Raw genomic sequence first — 23,091 nt, 5'->3', positions numbered from 1 at the left:
AAATATAAGAAACTTTCATCAGTCAAAAAGTCAGTATTAAAACTATTTTTAAAGACAAAATGACCGATTAACTAACTATTTATCAATTGGTATTAAATTTGTACTTACGTTAGAAAATAAAAAAAACGAAAATGAACTTTAATAATTATACCACTAAATCGCAAGAGACCATACAAATGGCGCAACAGATTGCGCAAGGTTTTGGTCATAATCAAATAGAGAACGAACACATTTTTAAAGCTTTAACACAAGTAGATGAAAATGTACTGCCTTTCTTATTGAAGAAATTAAATATAAATACTGTTGTTTTAGAGCAGATATTAGATAAACAATTAGAAAGCTTACCTAAAGTTTCTGGAGCAGAACTAATGCTTTCTAGAGAAGCAAATAAAACATTAACAGAAGCTAGTGTTATTGCTAGAAAAATGAACGATGATTATGTTTCAATCGAACATTTAATAGTAGCAATTTTTAAATCGAAAAGTAATATTGCACAGGTTTTAAAAGACCAAGGTGTTACAGAAAAGCACTTACAAGCTGCAATAGACGAATTAAGAAAAGGAGAAAGAGTTACTTCACAAAGTCAAGAAGAAACCTATAATTCTTTAAACAAATATGCTAAAAACCTAAACAAATTAGCAGAAGACGGCAAATTAGATCCTGTTATTGGTCGAGATGAAGAAATTAGACGTTTGCTTCAGATTTTATCTAGAAGAACCAAAAACAACCCTATTTTAGTAGGAGAACCAGGAACGGGTAAAACCGCTATTGCAGAAGGTTTAGCGCATAGAATTGTAGATGGTGATGTACCAGAAAATCTAAAAGATAAATTAATTTTTTCTTTAGATATGGGTGCATTAATTGCTGGAGCAAAATACAAAGGAGAGTTCGAAGAACGCTTAAAATCTGTTATCAAAGAAGTTACAAGCTCAGATGGTGATATTGTACTTTTTATTGATGAAATTCACACACTTGTTGGTGCTGGAGGTGGAAATGGAGCAATGGATGCTGCTAATATTTTAAAACCAGCTTTAGCTCGTGGAGAATTGCGTGCAATTGGAGCAACTACTTTAGATGAATATCAGAAATATTTTGAAAAAGACAAAGCTTTAGAAAGACGTTTTCAAAAAGTACAAGTAAATGAGCCAGATACAGAAAGTGCCATTTCTATTTTAAGAGGAATTAAAGATAAATATGAAACACACCACAAGGTTCGTATTAAAGATGAGGCAATTATTGGAGCTGTAGAATTATCGCAACGTTATATAACCAATAGGTTTTTACCAGATAAAGCGATTGATTTAATGGATGAAGCAATGGCAAAACTGCGTATGGAGATTAACTCTAAACCAGAAGAGTTAGATGTTTTAGACAGAAAGGTAATGCAGTTAGAAATAGAAATTGAAGCCATTAAAAGAGAAAATGACGAAACAAAGTTAAAATCTTTAAGATCTGATTTAGCAAACCTAAAGGAAGAGCGTAATGAGATGAATGCTAAATGGAAATCTGAAAAAGAAGTTGTAGATAATATTCAGAATTCAAAAGCAACTATAGAAGACTTAAAAATTGAAGCAGAGAAAGCAGAACGTGATGGAGATTATGGTAAAGTTGCTGAAATTAGATATGGGAAAATTAAAAAGGCTCAAGAAGATTTAGAAGCTTTTCAGAAAGTATTGGAAGAAAATCAATCTGAAAAATCTTTAATAAAAGAAGAAGTAACGTACGATGATATTGCAGAAGTTGTTGCAAAATGGACCGGAGTTCCGGTAACTAAAATGATACAGTCTGAACGTGAAAAGTTGCTGAAATTAGAACTACAACTACATAAAAGAGTTGTAGGTCAAGAAGAAGCAATTGTTGCCGTTTCAGATGCCGTAAGACGCTCTAGAGCTGGTTTACAGAACCCAAACAAACCAATTGGTAGTTTCTTGTTCTTAGGTACAACTGGTGTTGGTAAAACAGAATTAGCAAAAGCGTTAGCAGAATATCTTTTTGATGATGAAAACGCGATGACCAGAATAGATATGAGTGAGTATCAAGAGAAACATGCTGTAAGCAGATTAGTTGGTGCGCCTCCTGGTTATGTTGGGTATGATGAAGGTGGCCAATTAACAGAAGCTGTTAGAAGAAGACCTTATTCTGTGGTTCTTTTAGATGAAATTGAAAAAGCACACCCAGATACGTTTAATGTATTGTTGCAGGTGTTAGATGAAGGAAGATTAACGGATAACAAAGGACGAGTTGCTGATTTTAAAAATACGATTATAATTATGACCTCTAATTTGGGAAGTCATATTATTCAAGAAAAATTTAGAGATCCAAAAACAGATTTAGATGCTGTTACAGAGTTGGCTAAAATTGAAGTTTTAGCCTTATTAAAACAATCTGTTAGACCTGAGTTTTTAAATAGAATTGATGATGTAATTATGTTTACACCTTTAAAAGAGAGTGATATCTTTAAAATTGTAAAATTACAAATAGATTATTTAAAGAAAATGATTGGCAAACAAGATATAACTTTAGATGCTACAGATGAAGCTATTAAATATCTAGCAAAAAAAGGATATCAGCCAGAATTTGGTGCAAGACCCGTAAAGAGAGTTATTCAAAAAGAAGTTTTAAACATGCTTTCTAAAGAGATTTTATCTGGTGAAATAACAACAGATAGTATAATTCTAATAGATTGCTTTGATGATAAATTGGTTTTTAGAAATCAGTCTGATTTAATAGAGAATGTATAGTTTTTAAGTTTGGTTAGTTAATAGTTAGTTAGGAAGAAGTGATACTGTAAAGGTGTCACTTTTTCTTTTTTGTTTATATTCGTGCCATAAATAATACATTATGAAAAAATATTTCTTCCTTTTTGTTTTTGCTTTTAGTTTATTAAGTTCTTGTACTTCAGAAGAAACGACAACGTATTACTTAATTCGTCATGCAGAAAAAGATAGATCTGATAAAACAAATAGAAATCCGGATTTAAATAAAAACGGACAAGAAAGAGCAAAAAAATGGGCAGAAAGATTTAAAAATGTACAGTTTGACGCTATTTACTCTACAAAATACAATAGAACAATGCAAACTGCTACTCCTACTGCAGAAAGTAAAGGTTTAGAAATTCTGAATTACAATCCTAGTAAAATGTATGATTCTATTTTTAAAATAGACACAAAAGGAAAAACAATTTTAGTTGTTGGCCATAGTAATACTACTCCGGTTTTTGCAAATAAAATTCTAGGAGAAAAAAAGTATGAAAACATGGACGACCATAATAACGCTAGCTTATATATTGTTACTATTTCTAAAGATAAAAAAACAAGTAGTATAGAGACTGTAAATTAACACCAAATCTATTAAAACGAATAGCTTAGGCAAGCAAGTTTAGCCCTGATTGTAGCAATTGTTTGAGCTCTTTTTTATTCTTTTTTCTGAATAAAAAAAGCGAGTGCGAAAAGCAGGAAATAGCTTCTAAAAAGATTACTCTAATATCTTAACTTCAATATTTTTTAAGACAATTTCAGATAGTTTTTTAAGCTGATTATTTTCAAAGGCTTTATCTATATTAACTAAAGAAATATCTTTGTTTAAAGGCTTGTAATTATGGTAATCTACAAAGCGAATTCCGTTTTTTACGCATTGTTCTTTTAGAACTCTAAAACGTTTTCCTCCATTATTTGTATGGTAAGAATAAGCAAGATAATCTACTAAAAAATCGTTTTTACCAACCCAATAAATAAAAACATCTTCGAAGTCTTCTCCTCCTCCATTTTCAGAAAAAGTTACTTCTATTTTGTAGTAGTCTTTTCCTTTAATTGTTGATGATTTTAGTAGTTTTTTATTTACTGCTTTGTCATTTAAACCAAATGGTAATACAGAAAAATAATGTACAGAATTTATCGAGTTACTATATTTAGAAACCATTGTATCTGCAACCTTAACTTCTTGTGCGTTTATTAATCTTTCATAACCGTTATTTGTTACTACTTCGTCAATTGCTATAGAATCTTTAATAATATTTCTAAAAAGTTTAAAACTTCCGTTTTTTCTAGTTGCATGATAGTTTTTGTCTCTAAAATTAAAGCTAATTTCTGAATTTGCTACTTTATCCGCACCAGAATAATCTATTGTTTTGTCTATAATTTGTTGCGCAGTTAATTGTTTTTCAGAAGGTTTGCATGAAATTAATAGAAGTAATAAAAAGACGCTTAAATATCTCATTTGATTTTGTTTCTGTTATTGTAATAGAAATCAAAATTACATTTCTTTGCCCAAAGTAAAAATGTATCTTTGTTAAAATTATTTAAAATAAAATCAGTCTATGGCTGTTCAGAAAAACATTAATATAAAAAATAAGAAAGCTCGTTTCGAATTTGAAATTCTAGACAAATATGTTGCTGGAATTCAGTTAACTGGAACGGAAATAAAATCTATACGCTTAAGTCAGGCTAGAATTACAGAGAGTTTCTGTGAATTTAATGATGGTGGCGAATTGTTTATTGTAAATATGTATATACAAGAATACATGTTTGGCTCTCACTTTAATCATAAACCTAAAAGTGAACGTAGGTTATTGATGAATAAACGCGAATTGCGTAGTCTAAAAAAAGATGTAGAAGCTAAAGGTAATACTATTGTGCCACTACGTTTGTTTATTAATGATAGAGGTTTTGCTAAACTAGAACTTGCGCTTGCAAAAGGAAAGCAAACACATGATAAACGAGAAGTTATAAAAGACAGAGATAATAAGCGTGATTTAGCTAGAATTAAAAAGAATTTTAACTAAAATGTTTTCTTTTTTAAAACTGATTCGTTACAAAAACCTTCTAATGGTTTTATTAACGATGGTTTTAACGAAATATGCATTGGTGAATTCTATTTTTTTTAGCAATATTAGTTTTAAAAACTACACCTTAATTCATACAACTTACCAAGGTGTAACTTTAACTCATTACTTATTTAGCATACTCGCTTTCAGTATTTTACTAATTACTACGGGTGGTTATATTGTTAATGATATTTTTGATATTTATACAGATAAAATAAACAAGCCCACTAAGGTTATTATTGGTACTTCTATTTCTATAAAAAAAGGATGGATTCTTTACGCTATAACTACTTTTTTAGGCTTATTATTTGGACTTTACATATCATTTATAACAAATAATTACGAATATTCTTTCATATTTATTGGAACCATTTTAGCGTTATTTATATATTCTAAATTCTTAAAAAAAACACTATTAATTGGCAATTTACTAATTGCAATTCTTTTGGGCTTAGTTATTTTTACAACAATACTTTTTAATGAACCTAAACCAAATAGTAGTAATATTATTGAAGCGATAAGCAACTTTGGTACAAGTACTTATTTATTTATTACCATGTTTACCTATATAATATTCTCTGTATTAACCACTTTTATTAGAGAAATTATAAAAGATATTGAAGATATTAATGGAGATTTAAAAATAAAAGCAAAAACACTACCAATTCTATTTGGCAGAAAAAGAGCTTCTAATATCGCTTTTTTCTTTAGCTGTATTTTACTTTTGTTCTTATTAATAGTATTGCAGTCTTTAAAAAATGAAACACTCTTTTTAGCTTACGGTATTATTTTAATTCTTTTACCACTACTCTATTTCATGTATAAACTATGGTTTTCTGAAAGTAAAAAAGACTTTTCTAAATTAAGTGATTTAATGAAAATTATTATGCTTTTCGGAATATTATCTATGTCTTTATTTTTATCTAAATAAAAGGATATTTAGTTAAAATACAATACATTAAACCTACTTACTTAATTAAAAAGTTTAAATTTTTAAAACTATAAAAAGCATTCTATAACACTTAAGGTTTTACAGATTGATTAACTTTTACCTTCGCTATTCTTTTACGAGATGTAATAAAATAAACACCAGATAACAAAACCATAGAAGCAACAATAGATTGCGTAGTTAAAACTTCATCTAGAAAATACCATCCTAAAAGCATTGCAACAATTGGGTTCACATAAGCAGATGTAGATACTTTTTCTGTAGACACCTCTTTTAGTAAATAATTAAATGCTGTAAAAGCAATTATACTTCCAAAAACAACTAATACAACCATAGAAAGTTGCACTTTTTGTGGCCACTCTAAAGGAGAAATCATTGTTTCATTAAATGAGAAACTCATAATTAATAATAAAAGCCCCGCAAATAACATTTGATACCCAGTTGTTATAAAGAAATTTTTAGGTAAATCTGCTTTAGACACAAATACACCTCCGTAACTCCAACTTAAAACACAGGTTAAAATCATAAAAATACCAAGTAAACTACCTTCTGAAGTAGTTATAGATTGCTGACTAACTAATAAATACATACCTACTAATCCTAAACCAACGCCAATTATAGATTGTTTTTGCATTGGTTTTCTATCTATAAGCCTAAGTAGTATTAAAACAAATAAAGGTTGTGTAGAGGCTAATAAGGCCGCAAAACCACTATCTAAATACTTTAGAGCCCAAACAAAAACACCGTTTCCATACACCAAAAAGAAAAAACCAGAAATACAGCAATTAATTAATTGTTTCTTAGAAATTCTAAGATTTAATTTCATAAATTTTGCAATAATCATAATTAATACACCAGCCACTAAAAAACGAATAGACGCCATAAAAAATGCAGGCAAATAAGTAACTGCTATTTTATTGAATAAATAGGTAGAACCCCAAACAATGTAAATTGTAAAAAAAGATAATACTATTAGTAATTTTGAATTTTTCAAGTCGTTTGATTTTATAGTCAAAGATAGATATAGAAAAGTTTAAAATAAAATTTCAAATTAACCTATTTAACAATTATTTTAATGCGATATTAAATGGTAAATGCTTAAACCTCATAAGTCTAAACTTATGAGGTTTTGGTTTAAAAACCGTTATCAAGCTAACTACTTTTCTTCTTCCGTTTTGTTGTTGATAAAATCAATATCTCTTGTGTTTTTTTGAACAGTAATTGCACCAAATAAGCTCAATAAGAAAGATATTCCGTAAAATCCTTTTTCACTTAAAAGCAAATCTGCATTTCTAAGACCTATAATTAATAATAGTATTGCTGCAATAACAACCACCCAACTTATACCATAATACATTTCACTTACCTTAATCTCTTCTGCTTTATCTCTTACTGCTTTTTGTAGAGAAATTACGGCATAAATTCCCATTAAAAGAATAGAAAAATAATATCCTTTTTCATTTAGCTCCATAGAAGCATTCCATAAACCAATACAGTAAGAAACCAGACCAATCATTAAAACTCCCCAAGAAGCACCTATATAAGCCGAAGTTGGCTTGTAATTAGACTCATTACTTACTTTTCTTTTTTTACTTACTTTTTTAGTTTCTTCATCTATAGAAGACGTTGTTTGATAATTCATAATATTTAGTTTAATAATTATGATACAAATTTGCGGTTCTTTTAAAGTTTTTAAAATTCATTTTTTAAAAATTACTGACGATATAATATATAATAAACATACTATTTAGTATTATTAAGTTAAATTTACAATCTATTTACTGACGATATAATGATAAATTTAAAAGAGATATTAAGCACTTTTACTAATGAACAACAACAAGATTTTCTACTATATCTTGATAAAAAAAATAAAAGGAAAGACGCAAAAGACTGTTTATTAGTAAAACTTATACTATCAGATAATTTATCTTCTTCAGAAATTTCTAACATACTCTACAGAAAACAGAATAAGCCTGCATTACATGCTTTAAGAAAAAGATTATTTCAGTCTTTAATAGATTTTACTGCAAATATGAGTATGAAAGAAGAAAACTCAATAGACATAAAGTTGATAAAATATATTCTTTCTGCTAGAAATTTTCTCCAAAAAGGACAAGTTAAAGTTGGGTATCAAGTTTTAGATAAAACAATAATTATAGCCAATGAACATCAACTTTTTTCTATCTTAAATGAAATTTATCATACTAAAATTCAGTTTGCTCATTTAAATAAAAGCTTAAACCTACATCGTTTAATTATTGATTTTAAGGAAAATCAGCAACAATTATTATTAGAAGATAATTTAAACATAACCTATGCACAGATTAGAAAATCTCTAGTAGATTATCAACAAAACAAATCTAATTTAGATATAAAACAACTTATTGAAAATGTATTAGAGGAACATCAGATTACAATATCAGACTCTTTATCATTTAAATCATTGTATCAAATTATTCAAATTACAAGTATATCATCAGCTCAAAAGTTTGATTACTATAATATTGAACCATTTATTATAAACACTTACCAGGTTATTAAAAATCATACTTCTAAAGAAAAGCAACTATACTACCACATAGAAGTACTATACCTTATTGCCAATGTTCTTTTTAGAAATAAAAAGTTTAATATATCGCTACAATATTTAGATTTAATGCAGTTTTATATGAATGAAAAAAGACAAAAATACTATTCAGATTTTGCTTCTAAACATGATTTATTACTTGCCTTAAACCTTAATTACTCTAAAAATCAAGAGAATGCAATTACTTTATTACAGCCTTATATAGATAAAAAAAACATAGATACCATTGCTCAATTAGATATTGCACTCTCATTAATAGTTTTTTATTATCAGCATAAATCTTTAGATAAAGCTCAAAAGATATTTTCACAATTTTACCATACAGATAAGTGGTACATTGAAAAAGCAGGAATTGTTTGGACAATTAAAAAGAACTTAATTGAAATCTTATTACAAATAGATTTAGGTAATATAGATTTGGTTGATTCTAGATTACAAAGTTTTAAAAGAAACTACTTTACAAACTTATCTGAAATTAATGAAGAAAGAGTAATTACCTATTTAAAGCTTGTAGAAATCTATTACAGAAACCCAGACATAGCAACTTCAAAAGAATTTAAAGAGAAGGTAGAAAGATCTTTTAGTTGGATTGATACAAAAAAAGAAGATGTATTTATGATAAGCTTCTTTGCTTGGTTAAAAGCAAAAATGACCAAACAAGATATATATTTAATCACTTTAAATCTTATTAATAATTAATCTTTTTTTAATAATCTATATTCCCAAAAAAATACTTGGCATAATAGTTGAGCTGATTTTATTTTTATTGAAACTTAAAAATTGTATTATGAAACATATTACCTTGATAACGTTACTTATTTTAACTTCCTTTCTTTACAATTGTAGTAAAGATAATGATGAAATAGACGTTAGATATACTTTAAAAGATTTACAAAAACTACATGCAAATAGTTCTAAAAAATGGGTAATTGAAAGTTTTTTTCAAAATTATGAAACGAACTCATTAAGTGAATTTAACGATTGTTACACAGATGATGAATTCACTTTTTTTTATAATAAAGACGAAGCAAAAGCTTCACTTGGCAATATTTCTTGTTTCTATAATACCCCTACAGATCAGCAAGCTACCTTAACTTATCAATTTTATGAAGATATTGGTAAAGTTTACTTAAATGTTAGTAGAGGAGAAAATTTTAATGATAAATTTAGAACACGTTTTTTTATACTTGAATTAGAAGAACTTAGTGAAGATAGAATGGTTTTTACAAGTGGCGAAGCACCTAATTACGGAAAAACTATAATTTTCAAATCGTCCTTATAATTTTTACTTCTGTCTTTTCTTTAACTCTGTTTCTATATCTTTTAATGTAAAACCTTTAGCTTGCAACAACATTAAGTAATGGAAAAGCAAATCTGCAGATTCATATAAAAATAATTCATCATTATTATCCATCGCTTCAATAACAGTTTCAACTGCTTCCTCTCCTACTTTCTGGGCAATTTTGTTAATGCCTTTATCAAATAAACTTGCTACATAAGATTTTTTAGTGTCTTTGTTCGCAACTCTTTCTGTTATAACATCTTCTAAAGTACTAAAGAAACCGTAATTCTGCTTATTTTCTTCGTTCCAGCAAGTATCTGAACCTTTATGACATGTTGGTCCATTTGGGTTTACAGAAACTAACAACGTATCGTTATCGCAATCTAGTTTTATATCTACTAAATTCAATACATTTCCGCTTTCTTCACCTTTTGTCCACAAACGTTTTTTAGTTCTAGAGAAAAAAGTAACTAATTTTGTTTCTTGCGTTTTTGCAAACGCTTCTTCATTCATATACCCCAACATTAACACATTTTTTGTAGTTGCGTCTTGAATGATTGCCGGTACTAAACCGTCGTTATTTTTATTGAAATCTATTGTCATTATTTTAATTTTAACTCCATTTTTACATCAGCAGACTCAAAATGTGTATCTACTATTTCTATATGCTTAAAACCTAACTTTTCGTATAACCTTAAAGCACTTTCTAATTTACTACTCGATTCTAATGTAATTGTTTTTACATTTTTCTTAATACAAATATCAATACAAGTTTGCATTAATTTCCTACCAATTCCCAAACCTTTATATCCATCTACAACACCTAACTTTAAAATTTCAAAGGTATTATCATTAACAGGAATTAAACTAATTGTTCCAATAATTTTTGAATCTAAATGTGCTAAAAAAATAACACTTCCTTTCTCTAAAAATTTTTGAGGATTATCTAATAAATCATCATCTGCTTTTTCATACAAATTATGTTTATGAAGCCAATTTAAAGAAATCTCTTTAAACTCTTTATGATATTTATCTTCATATTTTTTAATTTGTAATTCCGTCATCATTTATATTCTTTAAAACTAAAGTCTAACAGGAATATTATTCTCTTTTAACTCTTGTTTAAGTTCTAAAATTGGTATTTCTCCAAAATGAAAAACACTCGCTGCTAAAGCTGCATCCGATTTTCCAATTTCGAAAGTATCTATAAAATGTTGAACCGTTCCTGCACCACCAGAAGCAATTATTGGTATATTTAATTCTGTAGATAATTTTGCCAAAGCTTCATTTGCAAAACCAGCCTTTGTACCATCATTATTCATAGAAGTAAACAAAATTTCTCCTGCGCCACGTTTTTCTACTTCTTTTGCCCAATCGAACAAATTTAATTCAGTAGGAATTGTTCCTCCTGCCAAATGTACAATCCATTCGCCATCAATTTGTTTTGCATCAATTGCAACTACAACACATTGGTTTCCGAATTTTTCTGCCAATTCATTCACCAATTCTGGTCTTTTTATAGCAGATGAATTTATAGAAACTTTATCTGCACCAGATTTTAACAACAAATCTACATCTGCAATAGATGAAATTCCTCCACCAACTGTAAACGGAATATTAACTTGCTCAGCAACCTTTAAAACCATCTCTAACATGGTTTTTCTGCCTTCTAATGTTGCAGAAATATCTAGAAACACCAATTCATCGGCTCCTAAATCTGCATATTGTTTTGCTAAAACCACAGGATCGCCTGCATCTATTAAATTTACGAAATTAACACCTTTTACAGTTCTTCCGTTTTTAATATCTAAGCAAGGTATTATTCTTTTTGTTAACATCTTATTTGCTAATTATAAAGTTTTCTAATTGTTTTAAACTAATTTTATTTTCATAGATTGCTTTTCCAATAATAACACCTTCACAACCATTTTCTGCTAATTTAGGCAATTCATTAAAAGTAGAAATTCCACCAGAAGCAATTAGTTTAACGTTTTTTACTTCGGATAAAATCTGTTGATAAATTTCGAAACTTGGTCCTTGTAACATACCATCTTTAGAAATATCAGTACAAATTACATACTGTATTCCTTTTTGTTGATAATTAGAAATAAAAGGAATTAATTCTAATGTACTTTCTTCTTGCCAACCATTTGTTGCAATCTTTCCTCCTGAATTATCAGGATAAAAATCTGCTCCTAAAATAATTTTTTCTGAACCATATTTAGCAATCCAGCTTTCAAAAATTTCGCTATTTTTTACAGCAATACTTCCTCCAGTTATTTGATTAGCACCAGAATTAAATGCAATTTCTAAATCTTTATCAGATTTTAAACCACCACCAAAATCAATTTTTAAATTAGTTTTAGAAGCTATTTGTTCTAATACTTTATGATTTATAATTTTACTAGCTTTTGCACCGTCTAAGTCTACTACATGCAAATATTCAATACCTGCGGCTTCAAATTCTTTAGCAACTTCTAACGGATTTTCATTATAAATTTTCTTTGTGTTATAATCTCCTTTTGTTAAACGAACACATTTTCCGTCGATAATGTCTATAGCTGGTATTATTCTCATTTTTTAAGCTTTTTCACTTTTAGCTAACAATTAGCTAAAAGTATATTTTATTGTAATTATTTATTTAATGCTGTAACTTGAATTTCAATTTTCATACGAGAATCATACAATCCTGCAGAAAACATAGTTGCAGCAGGTCTTATATCACCTAAATATTTTTTTAATACAGGCCAACATTTTTTAAAGTCTGAGGCAACTGGCAAAATATATGTTACTCGTACAATTTTATTCATACTAGTACCTGCTTGTTCTAAAACTTCTTCTATATTTTTAAAACATTGTTCTGTTTGGTTAACAACATCTTCTGCAATAGTCATTGTATTATAATTAAAACCTGTTGTTCCAGAAACAAAAACCCAATCTCCTTCAATTACTGCTCTAGAATAACCCATTTCATTTTCAAACGAAGAACCAGAACTTATTAATTGCCTTGCCATAGATTAATTAAAGGTTTAAAAAGTTTTGTAAAATTTTTGCTCCTTCTACACCACTCTTTTCTGGGTGAAATTGTACTCCGTAAAAATTATCTTTTTTTAAAGCTGATGCATATTCAAATTCATAGTCTGTTGTTGCAATTGCTTCACTACAATTTTCAGCATAAAAACTATGTACCAAATACATAAATTCTTTATTGTTAATTCCTTTAAATAAATCAGATTTTAAATCAGAAATTACATTCCAACCCATTTGTGGAACTTTAACTGCATTCGAAAACTTCTTTATAGCAACATTAAAAATTCCAAGTCCTTTTGTATTTCCTTCTGCAGACGAATTACACATTAGTTGCATTCCTAAACAGATACCTAAAACTGGTTGTTTTAATGTTGGTATTACTTTATCTAAGCCACTTTCTTGTAGCATTTTCATAGCAGAACTTGCTTCTCCAACTCCAGGGAAAATTATTTTATCAGCAGCTCTTATTTCATCAATATTATTTGATAAAACTGCATCCACGCCTAAGCGTTTAAATGCAAACTGAATGCTTTTAATATTACCTGCTCCGTAATCTATAATTACTACTTTCATTTTTATGCTTTTGGCTTTTAACTATTAGTAAATAACTAACAGCATAAAGCTATTTTATAACACTCCTTTTGTAGATGGTAAAAACATCTTATTAGCATCTCTTTTTACAGCCATTTTCATCGCTTTTGCAAAAGCTTTAAAAATCCCTTCAATTTTATGATGCTCGTTTGCGCCTTCTGCTTTAATGTTTAAATTACATTTAGCGCCATCTGTAAACGACTTAAATAAATGTAAAAACATTTCTGTTGGCATATCACCAACCATTTCTCGTTTAAAATCTGCATCCCAAACCAACCAAGGTCTTCCTCCAAAATCTACTGCCGCTTGCGCTAAACAATCATCCATTGGCAAACAGAAACCATAACGTTCTATACCTAATTTATTACCTAATGCTTTATGAAATAATTCACCCAAAGCAATCATAGTATCTTCTATTGTGTGATGTTCATCAACTTCTAAATCTCCATCAACTTTTACCGTTAAATCCATTGCACCATGACGACCAATTTGATCTAACATATGATCGAAAAACTTAACACCTGTAGAAATATCATTTTTACCAGAACCGTCTAAATTTAGTTTGATATAAATTTTTGTTTCGTTGGTATTTCTTGTAATTTCTGAAACTCTATCTTCTAGCTTCAAAAACTCATAAATTGCTTTCCAATCTGTACTTGTTAACGCAATACAATCTAAAATCTCTTGTTTAGATGTTTCAATTTCATCAGCTCCTAATTCAGAATCTTCAGATAAAAATATCCCTTTAGATCCTAAGTTTTTAGCCAATTCCATATCTGTAATTCTATCTCCCAAAACAAACGAATTCTCTAAATCATATTCTTTAGAAAAATACTTGGTTAACAAACCTGTTCTTGGTTTACGGGTTTCAGCATTTTCATGCGGAAAAGTTTTATCTATATGAACTTCTGTAAAAATAACACCTTCTTTCTCGAAAGCAGACATTACTTTATTTTGAGCAGGCCAAAAAGTATCTTCTGGAAAACTATCTGTACCTAAACCATCTTGGTTGGTAACCATAACCAATTCATAATCCAACTCATTAGCAATTTTTGCCATATATTGAAAAACTTTTGGATAAAATTCTAACTTTTCTAAACTATCTAGTTGATAATCTACAGGTGGTTCTAAAACTAAAGTTCCGTCTCTGTCTATAAATAATACTTTTTTCATCTTAAATTTCTTTTAAAACTTGCAACAACTTTTTATTCTCTCTTTCTGTTCCAATAGTAAATCGCAAACAATTTTCACACAAAGGTTGTGTTGTTCTGTTTCTAATTACAATTCCTTTTTTAATTAACTGATTGTAGCGTTTTGTAGCATCGTCTACTTTTACTAGAACAAAATTACAATCTGTAGGATAAATTGTATTTATAAAATTTACTTCTTTTAAAGATTCTAATAACAAATCTCTTTGATTCATTATTTCTGAAACTTCCTTTTTAACTTCATCAATTTTAAGTAAACGTTCTAATGCTTTTTGCTGCGTTAATTCGTTTACGTTATATGGTGGTTTTATGTTATTTAAAACTGCTATGACTTCTACGGAAGCATAACAAACACCCAATCTAATTCCTGCTAAACCATAGGCTTTAGACAACGTTTGTGTAATTACTAAATTAGGAAATTCTTCTAATTTTTCTATCCAACTTTTTTGTTCAGAAAAGTCGATATAAGCTTCATCTATAACAACTAATCCTTTAAAGCTATTCAATAATTTTTCTATACTTTCTGATGAAAAACTATTTCCTGAAGGATTGTTTGGAGAACATAAAAACAATATTTTACTGTTTGTATTTACAGCTTCTAAAATATGCTCTACTTTTGGTTGAAAATCTTCTGTAAGTAAAACTCTTTTATTTTCTATTGCATTAATATTTGCCAAAACATCATACATACCATACGTTGGTGGCAATGTGATAATGTTATCTTTATTAGGTTCACAAAAAGCTCTAAAAATTAAATCTAAAACTTCGTCACTACCATTTCCTAAAAGAATGTTTTCTTTAGCAACTCCTTTTATTTCAGATAATAAATCTTTTACATTGTTTTGCTGCGGATCTGGATATCTATTTACACCATTTTCGAAAGGATTTTCATTAGCATCTAAGAAAATCATTTCGTCTGTAGTTACATCTTTATACTCATCTCGTGCAGAAGAGTATGGTTTTAGAGACTTAATATTTTCTCTAATTAGATTATTTAAATTGAATTTAGTTTTCATAATAAAACCTCTCGATTGCGCTCGAGGAGACATTTAATATATTATTTTAAATCTTTTAAACGAATTGAAACTGCATTTTTATGTGCGTCTAATCCTTCTGCTGCTGCCATTAATTCAATAGAGCTTCCTATTGTTTTAATACCTTCTTTAGATATTTTCTGAAAAGTAATACTCTTAGTAAAACTATCTAAATTTACCCCAGAATACGATTTAGAAAATCCGTTTGTAGGTAATGTATGATTCGTTCCAGAAGCATAATCTCCTGCACTTTCTGGCGTATAATTACCAATAAAAACAGAACCTGCATTTTCTATATTATCTATATAAAAATCATTATTACTTGTACAAACAATAAAGTGTTCGGGACCATATTCATTAATTAATTCTAATGCTATCTCATCGTTTTCTACAAAAATAGATTTCGAATTATTAATTGCTTTTTGTGCAATCGTAACTCTTGGTAAAACTAAAATTTGTTTTTCAATTTCTTTTTCTACTTCTGTAATTAATTCTTTTGATGTTGATACCAAAATAACCTGACTATCTGCACCGTGTTCTGCCTGACTTAATAAGTCTGATGCAACATAGCTCGCATTTGCAGAATCGTCTGCAACTACTAATAATTCACTTGGGCCAGCTGGCATATCTATAGCAACACCATGTTTTGTAGACAATTGTTTTGCAACTGTTACAAACTGATTTCCTGGACCAAATATTTTATAAACTTGCGGTATAGTCTCTGTACCAAACGTGTAACTTGCAATTGCCTGTATTCCACCAACTTTAATAATTTTTGTAACACCACAAAGATTTGCAGTATACAAAATTGCTGGGTGAATTTTTCCTTCTTTATTAGGCGGAGAGCACAACACAATCTCTTTACAACCTGCTATTTGTGCAGGAATTGCTAACATTAAAACTGTTGAAAACAATGGTGCTGTTCCTCCAGGAATATATAAACCTACTTTTTGAATAGGTCTTTTTTCTTGCCAACATTCTACTCCATTTACTGTTTCTACAAAAACTTTTTCTGTTTTTTGAGCTACATGAAACTTCGTTATGTTTTCTTTTGCTAGATTAATTGCTGCCTTTAATTCATTAGAAACTAAATCGATTGCTTCTTTTATTTCATTAATAGAAACAATATTGCTTTCTAAAGAAACACCATCAAATTTTTGAGTGTATTTATTTACAGCTGTATCTCCATTTTTTTGAATATCAGCAAAAACTTCGTTCACAATACTTTCGATATCATCAACTGTTTTTGTTGGTCTTTCTAAGATTTTATTCCAATCTTTTTTTGATGGATTTAGAATTGTTTTCATTTACAATACCATTTTTTCAATAGGGCAAACTAAAATACCTTCTGCTCCATTTTCCTTTAAGCCGTCTATAATTTCCCAAAACTGATTTTTAGAAATTACTGTGTGTACAGAACTCCAACCTTTTTCTGCTAGAGGTAAAACTGTAGGACTTCTCATACCTGGTAATAAATTTAGAATAGCATCTAACTTATCATTTGGTGCGTTTAGTAAAACGTATTTAGAATCTTGTCCTTTTAAAACAGATTGAATTCTAAATTGAATTTTATTTAAAATTGCTTTTCTTTCTTCAGAAATCTTAGGAGAAACAGCTAAAACTGCTTCAGACTTAAATAAAACTTCTATTTCTTTTAAACCGTTTTTAAACAAAGTACTTCCACTAGAAACAATATCACAAATTCCGTCTGCTAAACCAATATTTGGTGCAATTTCTACAGAACCATTAATAGTGTGTAACTGTGCATCTATATTTTGTTCTTTTAAAAACTTCTTTACTGTTTCTGGGTATGAAGTTGCAATTCTTTTACCTGCTAAATCTTTAAGAGAATTTGCTTCAGATTCTTTAGGTACAGCTATAGAAACTTTACATTTAGAGAAACCTAAACGCTCTACAAATTCTAAATCACTTCCTTTTTCAATTAGAACATTTTCACCAATAATAGCGGCATCTACTACTCCATCTCTTAAGTACTGTGGAATGTCTCCGTTTCTTAAATAAAAAACTTCTACCGGAAAATTTCTTGCGGATGCTTTTAGTTGATCTTTACCATTGTCTATAGATATACCAATGTCTTTTAAGATTCTCATTGAATCTTCATTTAATCTTCCTGACTTCTGTACTGCAATTCTTAAATTACTCATTTTTTGTTTTGTTTGATGCTTGAGCAAATACGGTTTAAAATTAAAAAACCCGTTTGATTTGCTCAAACGGGTTTCTAAATATTTTGATTTTATTCAATACACTTTTAGATCGCTTGACTGCAATTGTAAAAATGATGATGATGTAATTGAATAAAATTCATGTCTTTGTTTCTTATATGCAAATATCTTAATTTTATTTAATGTAATCCAAACAAAAACTATAAAATTTTAATAGAACTTCAAAATTTATCAATTTCTTAGTATTTGTTAGATTTTTAACTTTTAAACTAAAAAAAAACCAAACACGAATGTTTGGTTTCTTAAATTATAAATTAAGTAAAAATTACATCATAGAGGCTGCAATCTTTTTATAAGTACCATTTTCTAACAACTCTCTAATTGCAGAAAAAGCAGTAATAGTTTCATCTATATCTTCTTGCGTATGTGTTGCTGTTGGTATTAATCTTAAAATAATTAATCCTTTAGGTATTACAGGGTACACAACAATAGAACAGAAAATACCATGATTTTCTCTTAAATCATTTACCATTGCCATTGCTTCAGGAATATCTCCTTTTAAAAATACAGGCGTTATACATGTTTGCGTAGTTCCTAAATCGAAACCGGCATTACGTAAACCAGATTGAAGATTTCTTGTGTTTTCCCACAATTTTTCTTTTAATTCTGGCATTGTACGTAACATATCTAAACGTTTTAAAGCACCTTTAACCATTGCCATTGGCAAAGATTTAGCAAACGTTTGAGAACGCATGTTGTACTGTAAAAACTGAATTACATCTTTATTTCCTGCTAAAAAAGCACCAAAACCTGCCATAGATTTTGCAAAAGTTGCAAAATATACATCAATATCATCTTGAACTCCTTGCTCAAAACCAGTTCCTTTTCCGTCTTTACCTAACGTTCCAAAACCATGAGCATCGTCTACTAATAATCTAAAATTATATTCTTTTTTAAAAGCTACAATTTCTTTTAAACGTCCTTGTTCTCCACGCATTCCAAAAACTCCTTCAGAAATAACTAAAATTCCTCCACCAGTTTTTTCTGCCATTTTAGCGGCACGTTTAATATTTTTTTCAAAACTTTCCATATCGTTATGACGATATACAAAACGCTTTCCAGAATGTAAACGAACACCATCTATAATACAAGCATGTGTATCCATATCATAAACAATAATATCGTTTTTTGTAACCAAAGCGTCTATTGCAGACATTATACCTTGGTAACCAAAATTTAATAAATATGCTTTCTCTTTATCTACAAATTCTGCACACTCTACTTCTAATTGTTCGTGTAAAGGTGTATGACCAGACATCATTCTTGCACCCATTGGGTAAGCCATACCATGTTCTAAGGCTGCTTCTCCATCAACTTTTAATACTTCTGGATGGTTTGCTAAACCTAAATAATCATTTATACTCCAAGTAACTACTTTTTTTCCGTTGAAAGACATTCTATTAGAAATAGGGCCTTCTAACTTAGGGAACACGTAATATCCTTCTGCTTTATCTGCCCATTTACCTAATGGACCTTTATCTTTTACTATTCTATCAAATAAATCTGTCGTCATTTTACCTTCTGTTTTTACAATTTGCAAAGTTAACGAATTTTAACAGTTTATGCAATTGAGTATTAATGTAGAATACATATGAGTTTTTTAGTCTAAAAAACCTTGTTCTTGCATCCAAGAATCACTGTAAATTTTGTTCATATATCTAGAACCATGATCTGGAAAAATAACCACAACAAAACTATCTTCATCAAAGAAATTCATTGCAGCGTATTGTCTAGTTGCTTGAATTACAGCACCACTTGTATACCCACAAAATAAACCTTCTTTTTTTACAATTTCTCTTGCTGCTAATGCAGATTCTTTATCAGATACTTTTTCGTAGACATCAATTACATCAAAATCTGTAGCTGTTGGAATTAATGTTTTTCCTAAACCTTCTATTTTGTATGGTTTAATTTCATTTGTATCAAACTCACCAGTTTCATGGAATTTTTTAAGTACAGATCCTATTGCATCTACACCTAAAATTTTAATAGCAGGATTTTGTTCTTTTAAATATTTACCTGCACCAGAAATTGTTCCTCCAGTTCCACTTGCAGCAACCAAGTGCGTTATTTTACCACCTGTTTGTTCCCAAATTTCTGGTCCTGTGGTTCTGTAATGTGCTTCAATATTTAATTCATTAAAATATTGATTGATATAAACAGAGTTCTTTGTTTTTCTATGTATAATTTTTGCTACTTCGTAATAAGATCTTGGGTCTTCTGGCGCCACATTTGCTGGACAAACATGTACTTCTGCACCCATCGTTTTAAGTAAATCTATTTTATCTTGTGAAGATTTATCGCTTACTGCTAAAATACATTTGTATCCTTTTACTAAGCTAATCATTGCTAAACTAAAACCGGTATTACCAGAAGTAGTTTCTACAATAGTTGCTCCTTTTTTAAGAATTCCTTTCTTTTCTGCATCATTAATAATATGCAAAGCAATTCTATCTTTTGCAGAATGACCAGGATTAAATGCCTCTATTTTAGCAAAATAAGATCCTTTTAATTTCTTTGTAATTTTATTAAGTCTTATTAGCGGTGTTTCTCCTACTAATTCTAAGATACTATTGTTAATTCCGTTATTTTTTGTCATTCTAATACATATATAAAACGTCATTACAATAGTAAGACGAAATAATCTTATCTTAAAAAGATTGCTTCTTTACACTTGTAATGACGCTTAATAGTCTTTTTATCGACTGCAAAAGTACATTATCGTTTTGAAATATAAAATTGATTTTATAGCTTAATTAAATCTGCATCTATTTTGTTCTCTAATGCTAATAAAAACGTATAATCTTTAGCTGTTTCTTTTAATGCATCGAATCTACCAGAAGCACCTCCATGACCAGCTTCCATATTTGTTCTTAATAACAATATATTACCATCTGTTTTTAACTCTCTTAATTTAGCAACCCATTTTGCTGGCTCCCAATATTGTACTTGAGAATCATGAAAACCTGTAGTTACTAATATATTAGGATACGCTTTAGATGCTACTTGATCATACGGTGAATACGATTTTATATAATCGTAATATTCTTTATCATTTGGGTTTCCCCACTCGTCATACTCTCCTGTTGTTAAAGGAATAGAATCGTCTAACATTGTAGAAATTACATCTACAAAAGGAACAGCTGCTATAATTCCGTTATATAATTCCGGATTCATATTAACAATCGCTCCCATTAATAAACCTCCTGCAGAACCTCCCATTGCATATAAATGCTTCTCTGAAGTATATTTGTTTTCTATTAAATATTTAGAACAATCTATAAAGTCTGTAAAAGTGTTTTTCTTTTGTAACATCTTACCATCTTCATACCAGTTTCTACCTAAATACTCGCTCCCTCGAATATGTGCTAAAGCATAGACAAAACCTCTGTCTAATAAACTTAAACGTGTTGTAGAAAAACCGTCTGGAATTGTATAACCGTAAGAACCGTATGCATATTGTAACAATGGTGTATGCTCATCTAACTTTGTATCTTTATGATACACCAAAGAAATAGCTATCTTTTTTCCATCTCTTGCTGTAGCCCAAACACGTTTACTTATGTAGTTTTCTTTATTAAATTTACCTCCTAAAACTTCTTGTTCTTTTTTAATTTCTTTCGATTTATCACTCATGTTAAAATCGATAATCGAAGCTGGTGTTGTCATCGAATTATATGCATAACGAATAACATGTGTATCAAAATCTGGATTTGAATATACACCAACAGAATATGTTTCTTCATCAAAAGGCAAGTAATAATCAGCAGAATTGTCCCAACGTTTTATTCTAACTTTATTTAATCCGTTTGTACGTTCTTCTAAAACTAAATATTCTTTAAATATTGAAAAATCTTCTAATAACGTATCTTCTCTATGCGGAATTACATCTACCCAATTTTCTTTCTCTGTATTAGAAACAGGGGTTTTCATCAATTTAAAATTGATGGCATTGTCTTTATTTGTAAGTAAATAAAAGTCGTCTCCAAAATGAGAAACACTATATTCTAAATCTCTTTCACGAGCTTGTAACATTGTAAACTCTCCTGTAGGATTGTCTGCATCTAAATATTGAGCTTCTGTAGAAACAGTACTATGAGAACCTATAATAATATATTTATCTGATTTCGATTTTGTTACATAAGTACCAAAAGTTTCATCTTTTTCATGAAAAACTTCAATATCTTCTGAAGTTGGTGTTCCTAAAACATGTCTAAAAATCTTCTCGCTTCTTAATGTATGTGGATCTTTCTTTGTATAAAAAATAGTCTTGTTATCGTTTGCCCAAACAGAACCACCAGTAGTGTTCTCTATAATGTCTTTATAAATTTCACCAGTTTCTAGATTCTTAATTCTTAAAAAATACTGTCTTCTACTAATTGTATCTGTCGCGTAAACTGCTAATTTATTATCGTTCGAAATATTTAAGCCACCTAATTGAAAATAATCGAAATCTTTAGCCAACTCATTTACATTAAACATTATTTGTTCTTCTGCTTCTAAATTGTCTTTTTTTCTACTATAAATAGGATATTGCATTCCTTTTTCGAAACGCGTAATATAAAAATAACCATTGTCTTTATATGGCACAGAAGAATCATCTTCTTTAATTCTGCCTTTCATTTCTTCGAACAAATTCTCGTCAAAATTCTTAGAAAACGCTGTTACTTTATCGTGATATGCATTTTCCTCTTCTAAGTATTTAACTACTTTTTTCGTTTGATCATCTTTAACGTCACCAAGTTTTTGTTCATCAGACAAACGCATCCAAAAATAGTTATCTATTCTTACATCTCCGTGTTTTTCTAATTTTGTTGGTTGTTTCTCTGCAATAGGTGCTTTCGCATCTGTATTCTTCATGGTTTCATTTTTACAAGCGGTTGCAAAAATAAGACATAAAATGATGGTTGTAGTAAATAATTTTCTCATTTTTAGTTGATTTAAGTATCATTACAATTTACTAAATTTGCAACCAACTTAATTTTTAAAATAAAAAAACATGTTTGGAGACTTATCTGGAATGATGAATAAATTAAAAGATGCGCAACAAGAAGTTGAAAAAACAAAAACAAGATTAAATTCTGTTTTAATTGATGAAGCTTCTGCAGACAATAAAATTAAAATCACATTAACAGCAAATAGAGAAATAAAAAATATTTCTATTCACAATTCTTTACTTACAGACGCAGAAGAATTAGAAGATTTTTTAATTATTACCTTAAATAAAGCAATTGCAAAAGCATCTAAAATTAACGAAGATGAAATGGCTGCTGCTGCAAAAACAAATATGCCAAATATACCAGGAATGGATATGTTTAAATAACGTAACTATTTTTATTACA

The 23,091-nt window shown here is 29.0% G+C and carries 23 protein-coding genes; 7 read left to right on the top strand and 16 right to left on the bottom strand.

What is annotated here, in order from left to right; all coding sequences use genetic code 11:
* Window positions 1-131 precede the first annotated feature (131 nt).
* Both clpB and SHK09_RS03710 read left to right on the top strand, forming a co-directional pair.
* Complete coding sequence (clpB, locus tag SHK09_RS03715; protein WP_319809435.1) at window positions 132-2,741, top strand: ATP-dependent chaperone ClpB; 2,610 nt, start codon at window positions 132-134, stop codon at window positions 2,739-2,741.
* Between the two features lie 100 nt (window positions 2,742-2,841).
* Window positions 2,842-3,339, top strand: a complete 498-nt coding sequence (locus SHK09_RS03710) for a phosphoglycerate mutase family protein (protein ID WP_319809434.1) — start codon at window positions 2,842-2,844, stop codon at window positions 3,337-3,339.
* 135 nt (window positions 3,340-3,474) lie between these two features.
* Here SHK09_RS03710 and SHK09_RS03705 read toward each other — a convergent pair whose 3' ends face one another.
* Window positions 3,475-4,215 carry a DUF6503 family protein gene (locus SHK09_RS03705; RefSeq protein ID WP_319809433.1) on the bottom strand — a complete coding sequence of 247 codons (741 nt, stop codon included), beginning with the start codon at window positions 4,213-4,215 and terminating at the stop codon, window positions 3,475-3,477.
* Between the two features lie 100 nt (window positions 4,216-4,315).
* Here SHK09_RS03705 and smpB point away from each other — a divergent pair, with 100 nt between their 5' ends.
* Window positions 4,316-4,780 (top strand): SsrA-binding protein SmpB, encoded by a 465-nt coding sequence (smpB, locus tag SHK09_RS03700; RefSeq protein WP_319809432.1) that lies wholly within the window; start codon window positions 4,316-4,318, stop codon window positions 4,778-4,780.
* A gap of 43 nt (window positions 4,781-4,823) precedes the next feature.
* Window positions 4,824-5,753, top strand: a complete 930-nt coding sequence (locus SHK09_RS03695; protein ID WP_319809431.1) for a geranylgeranylglycerol-phosphate geranylgeranyltransferase — start codon at window positions 4,824-4,826, stop codon at window positions 5,751-5,753.
* A gap of 91 nt (window positions 5,754-5,844) precedes the next feature.
* Here SHK09_RS03695 and SHK09_RS03690 read toward each other — a convergent pair whose 3' ends face one another.
* Complete coding sequence (locus SHK09_RS03690) at window positions 5,845-6,765, bottom strand: EamA family transporter (RefSeq protein WP_319809430.1); 921 nt, start codon at window positions 6,763-6,765, stop codon at window positions 5,845-5,847.
* A 162-nt stretch (window positions 6,766-6,927) separates the two neighbouring features.
* The gene (gene yiaA / locus SHK09_RS03685; RefSeq protein WP_319809429.1) at window positions 6,928-7,413 is read right to left on the bottom strand and encodes an inner membrane protein YiaA; all 486 of its coding nucleotides are present in this window, start codon (window positions 7,411-7,413) and stop codon (window positions 6,928-6,930) included.
* A 150-nt stretch (window positions 7,414-7,563) separates the two neighbouring features.
* Here yiaA and SHK09_RS03680 point away from each other — a divergent pair, with 150 nt between their 5' ends.
* The gene (locus SHK09_RS03680) at window positions 7,564-9,060 is read left to right on the top strand and encodes a hypothetical protein (protein WP_319809428.1); all 1,497 of its coding nucleotides are present in this window, start codon (window positions 7,564-7,566) and stop codon (window positions 9,058-9,060) included.
* 88 nt (window positions 9,061-9,148) lie between these two features.
* Window positions 9,149-9,643 (top strand): hypothetical protein, encoded by a 495-nt coding sequence (locus tag SHK09_RS03675; RefSeq protein ID WP_319809427.1) that lies wholly within the window; start codon window positions 9,149-9,151, stop codon window positions 9,641-9,643.
* Between the two features lie 3 nt (window positions 9,644-9,646).
* Here the strand turns inward: SHK09_RS03675 and hisIE are convergent, their stop codons facing one another.
* The 13 genes from hisIE to SHK09_RS03610 all read right to left on the bottom strand — a co-directional run bounded on the left by hisIE (window position 9,647) and on the right by SHK09_RS03610 (window position 22,609).
* Window positions 9,647-10,246 (bottom strand): bifunctional phosphoribosyl-AMP cyclohydrolase/phosphoribosyl-ATP diphosphatase HisIE, encoded by a 600-nt coding sequence (hisIE, locus tag SHK09_RS03670; RefSeq protein WP_319809426.1) that lies wholly within the window; start codon window positions 10,244-10,246, stop codon window positions 9,647-9,649.
* Window positions 10,246-10,710, bottom strand: a complete 465-nt coding sequence (locus SHK09_RS03665) for a GNAT family N-acetyltransferase (RefSeq protein ID WP_319809425.1) — start codon at window positions 10,708-10,710, stop codon at window positions 10,246-10,248. The genes hisIE and SHK09_RS03665 overlap by 1 nt, the downstream gene beginning before the upstream one ends.
* Window positions 10,711-10,725: 15 nt before the next feature.
* The gene (gene hisF, locus SHK09_RS03660) at window positions 10,726-11,481 is read right to left on the bottom strand and encodes an imidazole glycerol phosphate synthase subunit HisF (protein WP_319809424.1); all 756 of its coding nucleotides are present in this window, start codon (window positions 11,479-11,481) and stop codon (window positions 10,726-10,728) included.
* 1 nt (window position 11,482) lies between these two features.
* Window positions 11,483-12,220, bottom strand: a complete 738-nt coding sequence (gene hisA / locus SHK09_RS03655) for a 1-(5-phosphoribosyl)-5-[(5-phosphoribosylamino)methylideneamino]imidazole-4-carboxamide isomerase (RefSeq protein WP_319809423.1) — start codon at window positions 12,218-12,220, stop codon at window positions 11,483-11,485.
* 56 nt (window positions 12,221-12,276) lie between these two features.
* Window positions 12,277-12,657 carry a RidA family protein gene (locus SHK09_RS03650; RefSeq protein ID WP_319809422.1) on the bottom strand — a complete coding sequence of 127 codons (381 nt, stop codon included), beginning with the start codon at window positions 12,655-12,657 and terminating at the stop codon, window positions 12,277-12,279.
* Between the two features lie 7 nt (window positions 12,658-12,664).
* The gene (gene hisH, locus SHK09_RS03645) at window positions 12,665-13,246 is read right to left on the bottom strand and encodes an imidazole glycerol phosphate synthase subunit HisH (protein ID WP_319809421.1); all 582 of its coding nucleotides are present in this window, start codon (window positions 13,244-13,246) and stop codon (window positions 12,665-12,667) included.
* A 54-nt stretch (window positions 13,247-13,300) separates the two neighbouring features.
* A complete protein-coding gene (gene hisB / locus SHK09_RS03640; protein ID WP_319809420.1) occupies window positions 13,301-14,437 on the bottom strand; it encodes a bifunctional histidinol-phosphatase/imidazoleglycerol-phosphate dehydratase HisB in 1,137 nt (378 codons plus the stop codon).
* Window position 14,438: 1 nt separating this feature from the next.
* Complete coding sequence (gene hisC / locus SHK09_RS03635) at window positions 14,439-15,488, bottom strand: histidinol-phosphate transaminase (RefSeq protein WP_319809419.1); 1,050 nt, start codon at window positions 15,486-15,488, stop codon at window positions 14,439-14,441.
* 41 nt (window positions 15,489-15,529) lie between these two features.
* Window positions 15,530-16,813, bottom strand: a complete 1,284-nt coding sequence (gene hisD / locus SHK09_RS03630; RefSeq protein WP_319809418.1) for a histidinol dehydrogenase — start codon at window positions 16,811-16,813, stop codon at window positions 15,530-15,532.
* On the bottom strand, window positions 16,814-17,671 hold the full coding sequence (gene hisG, locus SHK09_RS03625; RefSeq protein ID WP_319809417.1) for an ATP phosphoribosyltransferase: 858 nt from the start codon (window positions 17,669-17,671) through the stop codon (window positions 16,814-16,816).
* Between the two features lie 343 nt (window positions 17,672-18,014).
* Window positions 18,015-19,262 (bottom strand): pyridoxal phosphate-dependent aminotransferase family protein, encoded by a 1,248-nt coding sequence (locus tag SHK09_RS03620; RefSeq protein WP_319809899.1) that lies wholly within the window; start codon window positions 19,260-19,262, stop codon window positions 18,015-18,017.
* A gap of 87 nt (window positions 19,263-19,349) precedes the next feature.
* Window positions 19,350-20,348: a PLP-dependent cysteine synthase family protein gene (locus SHK09_RS03615; protein ID WP_319809416.1), complete on the bottom strand. Its 999-nt coding sequence runs from the start codon at window positions 20,346-20,348 to the stop codon at window positions 19,350-19,352.
* Window positions 20,349-20,494: 146 nt separating this feature from the next.
* On the bottom strand, window positions 20,495-22,609 hold the full coding sequence (locus tag SHK09_RS03610; RefSeq protein WP_319809898.1) for a S9 family peptidase: 2,115 nt from the start codon (window positions 22,607-22,609) through the stop codon (window positions 20,495-20,497).
* Between the two features lie 139 nt (window positions 22,610-22,748).
* On the opposite strand from SHK09_RS03610, the gene SHK09_RS03605 reads away from it, so the two are divergent.
* Window positions 22,749-23,072 (top strand): YbaB/EbfC family nucleoid-associated protein, encoded by a 324-nt coding sequence (locus SHK09_RS03605; protein WP_319809415.1) that lies wholly within the window; start codon window positions 22,749-22,751, stop codon window positions 23,070-23,072.
* Window positions 23,073-23,091: the final 19 nt, after the last annotated feature.

The sequence above is a fragment of the Polaribacter sp. PL03 genome (genome assembly GCF_033875165.1).
GTDB lineage: Bacteria > Bacteroidota > Bacteroidia > Flavobacteriales > Flavobacteriaceae > Polaribacter.
Note: the sequence above shows the minus strand (reverse complement) of the source record. Positions and strands in the feature narration are given on the sequence as shown.

What these genes read in the sequence shown, in the direction of transcription:
- hisC (WP_319809419.1), bottom strand. Translation starts at nt 15,488, where the DNA reads ATGAAAACTAAATTCAATTTAAATAATCTAATTAGAGAAAATATTAAG.
- SHK09_RS03620 (WP_319809899.1), bottom strand. Translation starts at nt 19,262, where the DNA reads ATGACGACAGATTTATTTGATAGAATAGTAAAAGATAAAGGTCCATTA.
- SHK09_RS03705 (WP_319809433.1), bottom strand. Translation starts at nt 4,215, where the DNA reads ATGAGATATTTAAGCGTCTTTTTATTACTTCTATTAATTTCATGCAAA.
- SHK09_RS03605 (WP_319809415.1), top strand. Translation starts at nt 22,749, where the DNA reads ATGTTTGGAGACTTATCTGGAATGATGAATAAATTAAAAGATGCGCAA.
- SHK09_RS03675 (WP_319809427.1), top strand. Translation starts at nt 9,149, where the DNA reads ATGAAACATATTACCTTGATAACGTTACTTATTTTAACTTCCTTTCTT.
- hisIE (WP_319809426.1), bottom strand. Translation starts at nt 10,246, where the DNA reads ATGACAATAGATTTCAATAAAAATAACGACGGTTTAGTACCGGCAATC.
- hisD (WP_319809418.1), bottom strand. Translation starts at nt 16,813, where the DNA reads ATGAAAACAATTCTAAATCCATCAAAAAAAGATTGGAATAAAATCTTA.
- SHK09_RS03680 (WP_319809428.1), top strand. Translation starts at nt 7,564, where the DNA reads ATGATAAATTTAAAAGAGATATTAAGCACTTTTACTAATGAACAACAA.
- clpB (WP_319809435.1), top strand. Translation starts at nt 132, where the DNA reads ATGAACTTTAATAATTATACCACTAAATCGCAAGAGACCATACAAATG.
- hisF (WP_319809424.1), bottom strand. Translation starts at nt 11,481, where the DNA reads ATGTTAACAAAAAGAATAATACCTTGCTTAGATATTAAAAACGGAAGA.
- SHK09_RS03665 (WP_319809425.1), bottom strand. Translation starts at nt 10,710, where the DNA reads ATGATGACGGAATTACAAATTAAAAAATATGAAGATAAATATCATAAA.
- hisB (WP_319809420.1), bottom strand. Translation starts at nt 14,437, where the DNA reads ATGAAAAAAGTATTATTTATAGACAGAGACGGAACTTTAGTTTTAGAA.
- SHK09_RS03615 (WP_319809416.1), bottom strand. Translation starts at nt 20,348, where the DNA reads ATGACAAAAAATAACGGAATTAACAATAGTATCTTAGAATTAGTAGGA.
- SHK09_RS03610 (WP_319809898.1), bottom strand. Translation starts at nt 22,609, where the DNA reads ATGAAGAATACAGATGCGAAAGCACCTATTGCAGAGAAACAACCAACA.
- hisA (WP_319809423.1), bottom strand. Translation starts at nt 12,220, where the DNA reads ATGAGAATAATACCAGCTATAGACATTATCGACGGAAAATGTGTTCGT.
- yiaA (WP_319809429.1), bottom strand. Translation starts at nt 7,413, where the DNA reads ATGAATTATCAAACAACGTCTTCTATAGATGAAGAAACTAAAAAAGTA.
- SHK09_RS03650 (WP_319809422.1), bottom strand. Translation starts at nt 12,657, where the DNA reads ATGGCAAGGCAATTAATAAGTTCTGGTTCTTCGTTTGAAAATGAAATG.
- SHK09_RS03695 (WP_319809431.1), top strand. Translation starts at nt 4,824, where the DNA reads ATGGTTTTATTAACGATGGTTTTAACGAAATATGCATTGGTGAATTCT.
- SHK09_RS03710 (WP_319809434.1), top strand. Translation starts at nt 2,842, where the DNA reads ATGAAAAAATATTTCTTCCTTTTTGTTTTTGCTTTTAGTTTATTAAGT.
- hisG (WP_319809417.1), bottom strand. Translation starts at nt 17,671, where the DNA reads ATGAGTAATTTAAGAATTGCAGTACAGAAGTCAGGAAGATTAAATGAA.
- smpB (WP_319809432.1), top strand. Translation starts at nt 4,316, where the DNA reads ATGGCTGTTCAGAAAAACATTAATATAAAAAATAAGAAAGCTCGTTTC.
- hisH (WP_319809421.1), bottom strand. Translation starts at nt 13,246, where the DNA reads ATGAAAGTAGTAATTATAGATTACGGAGCAGGTAATATTAAAAGCATT.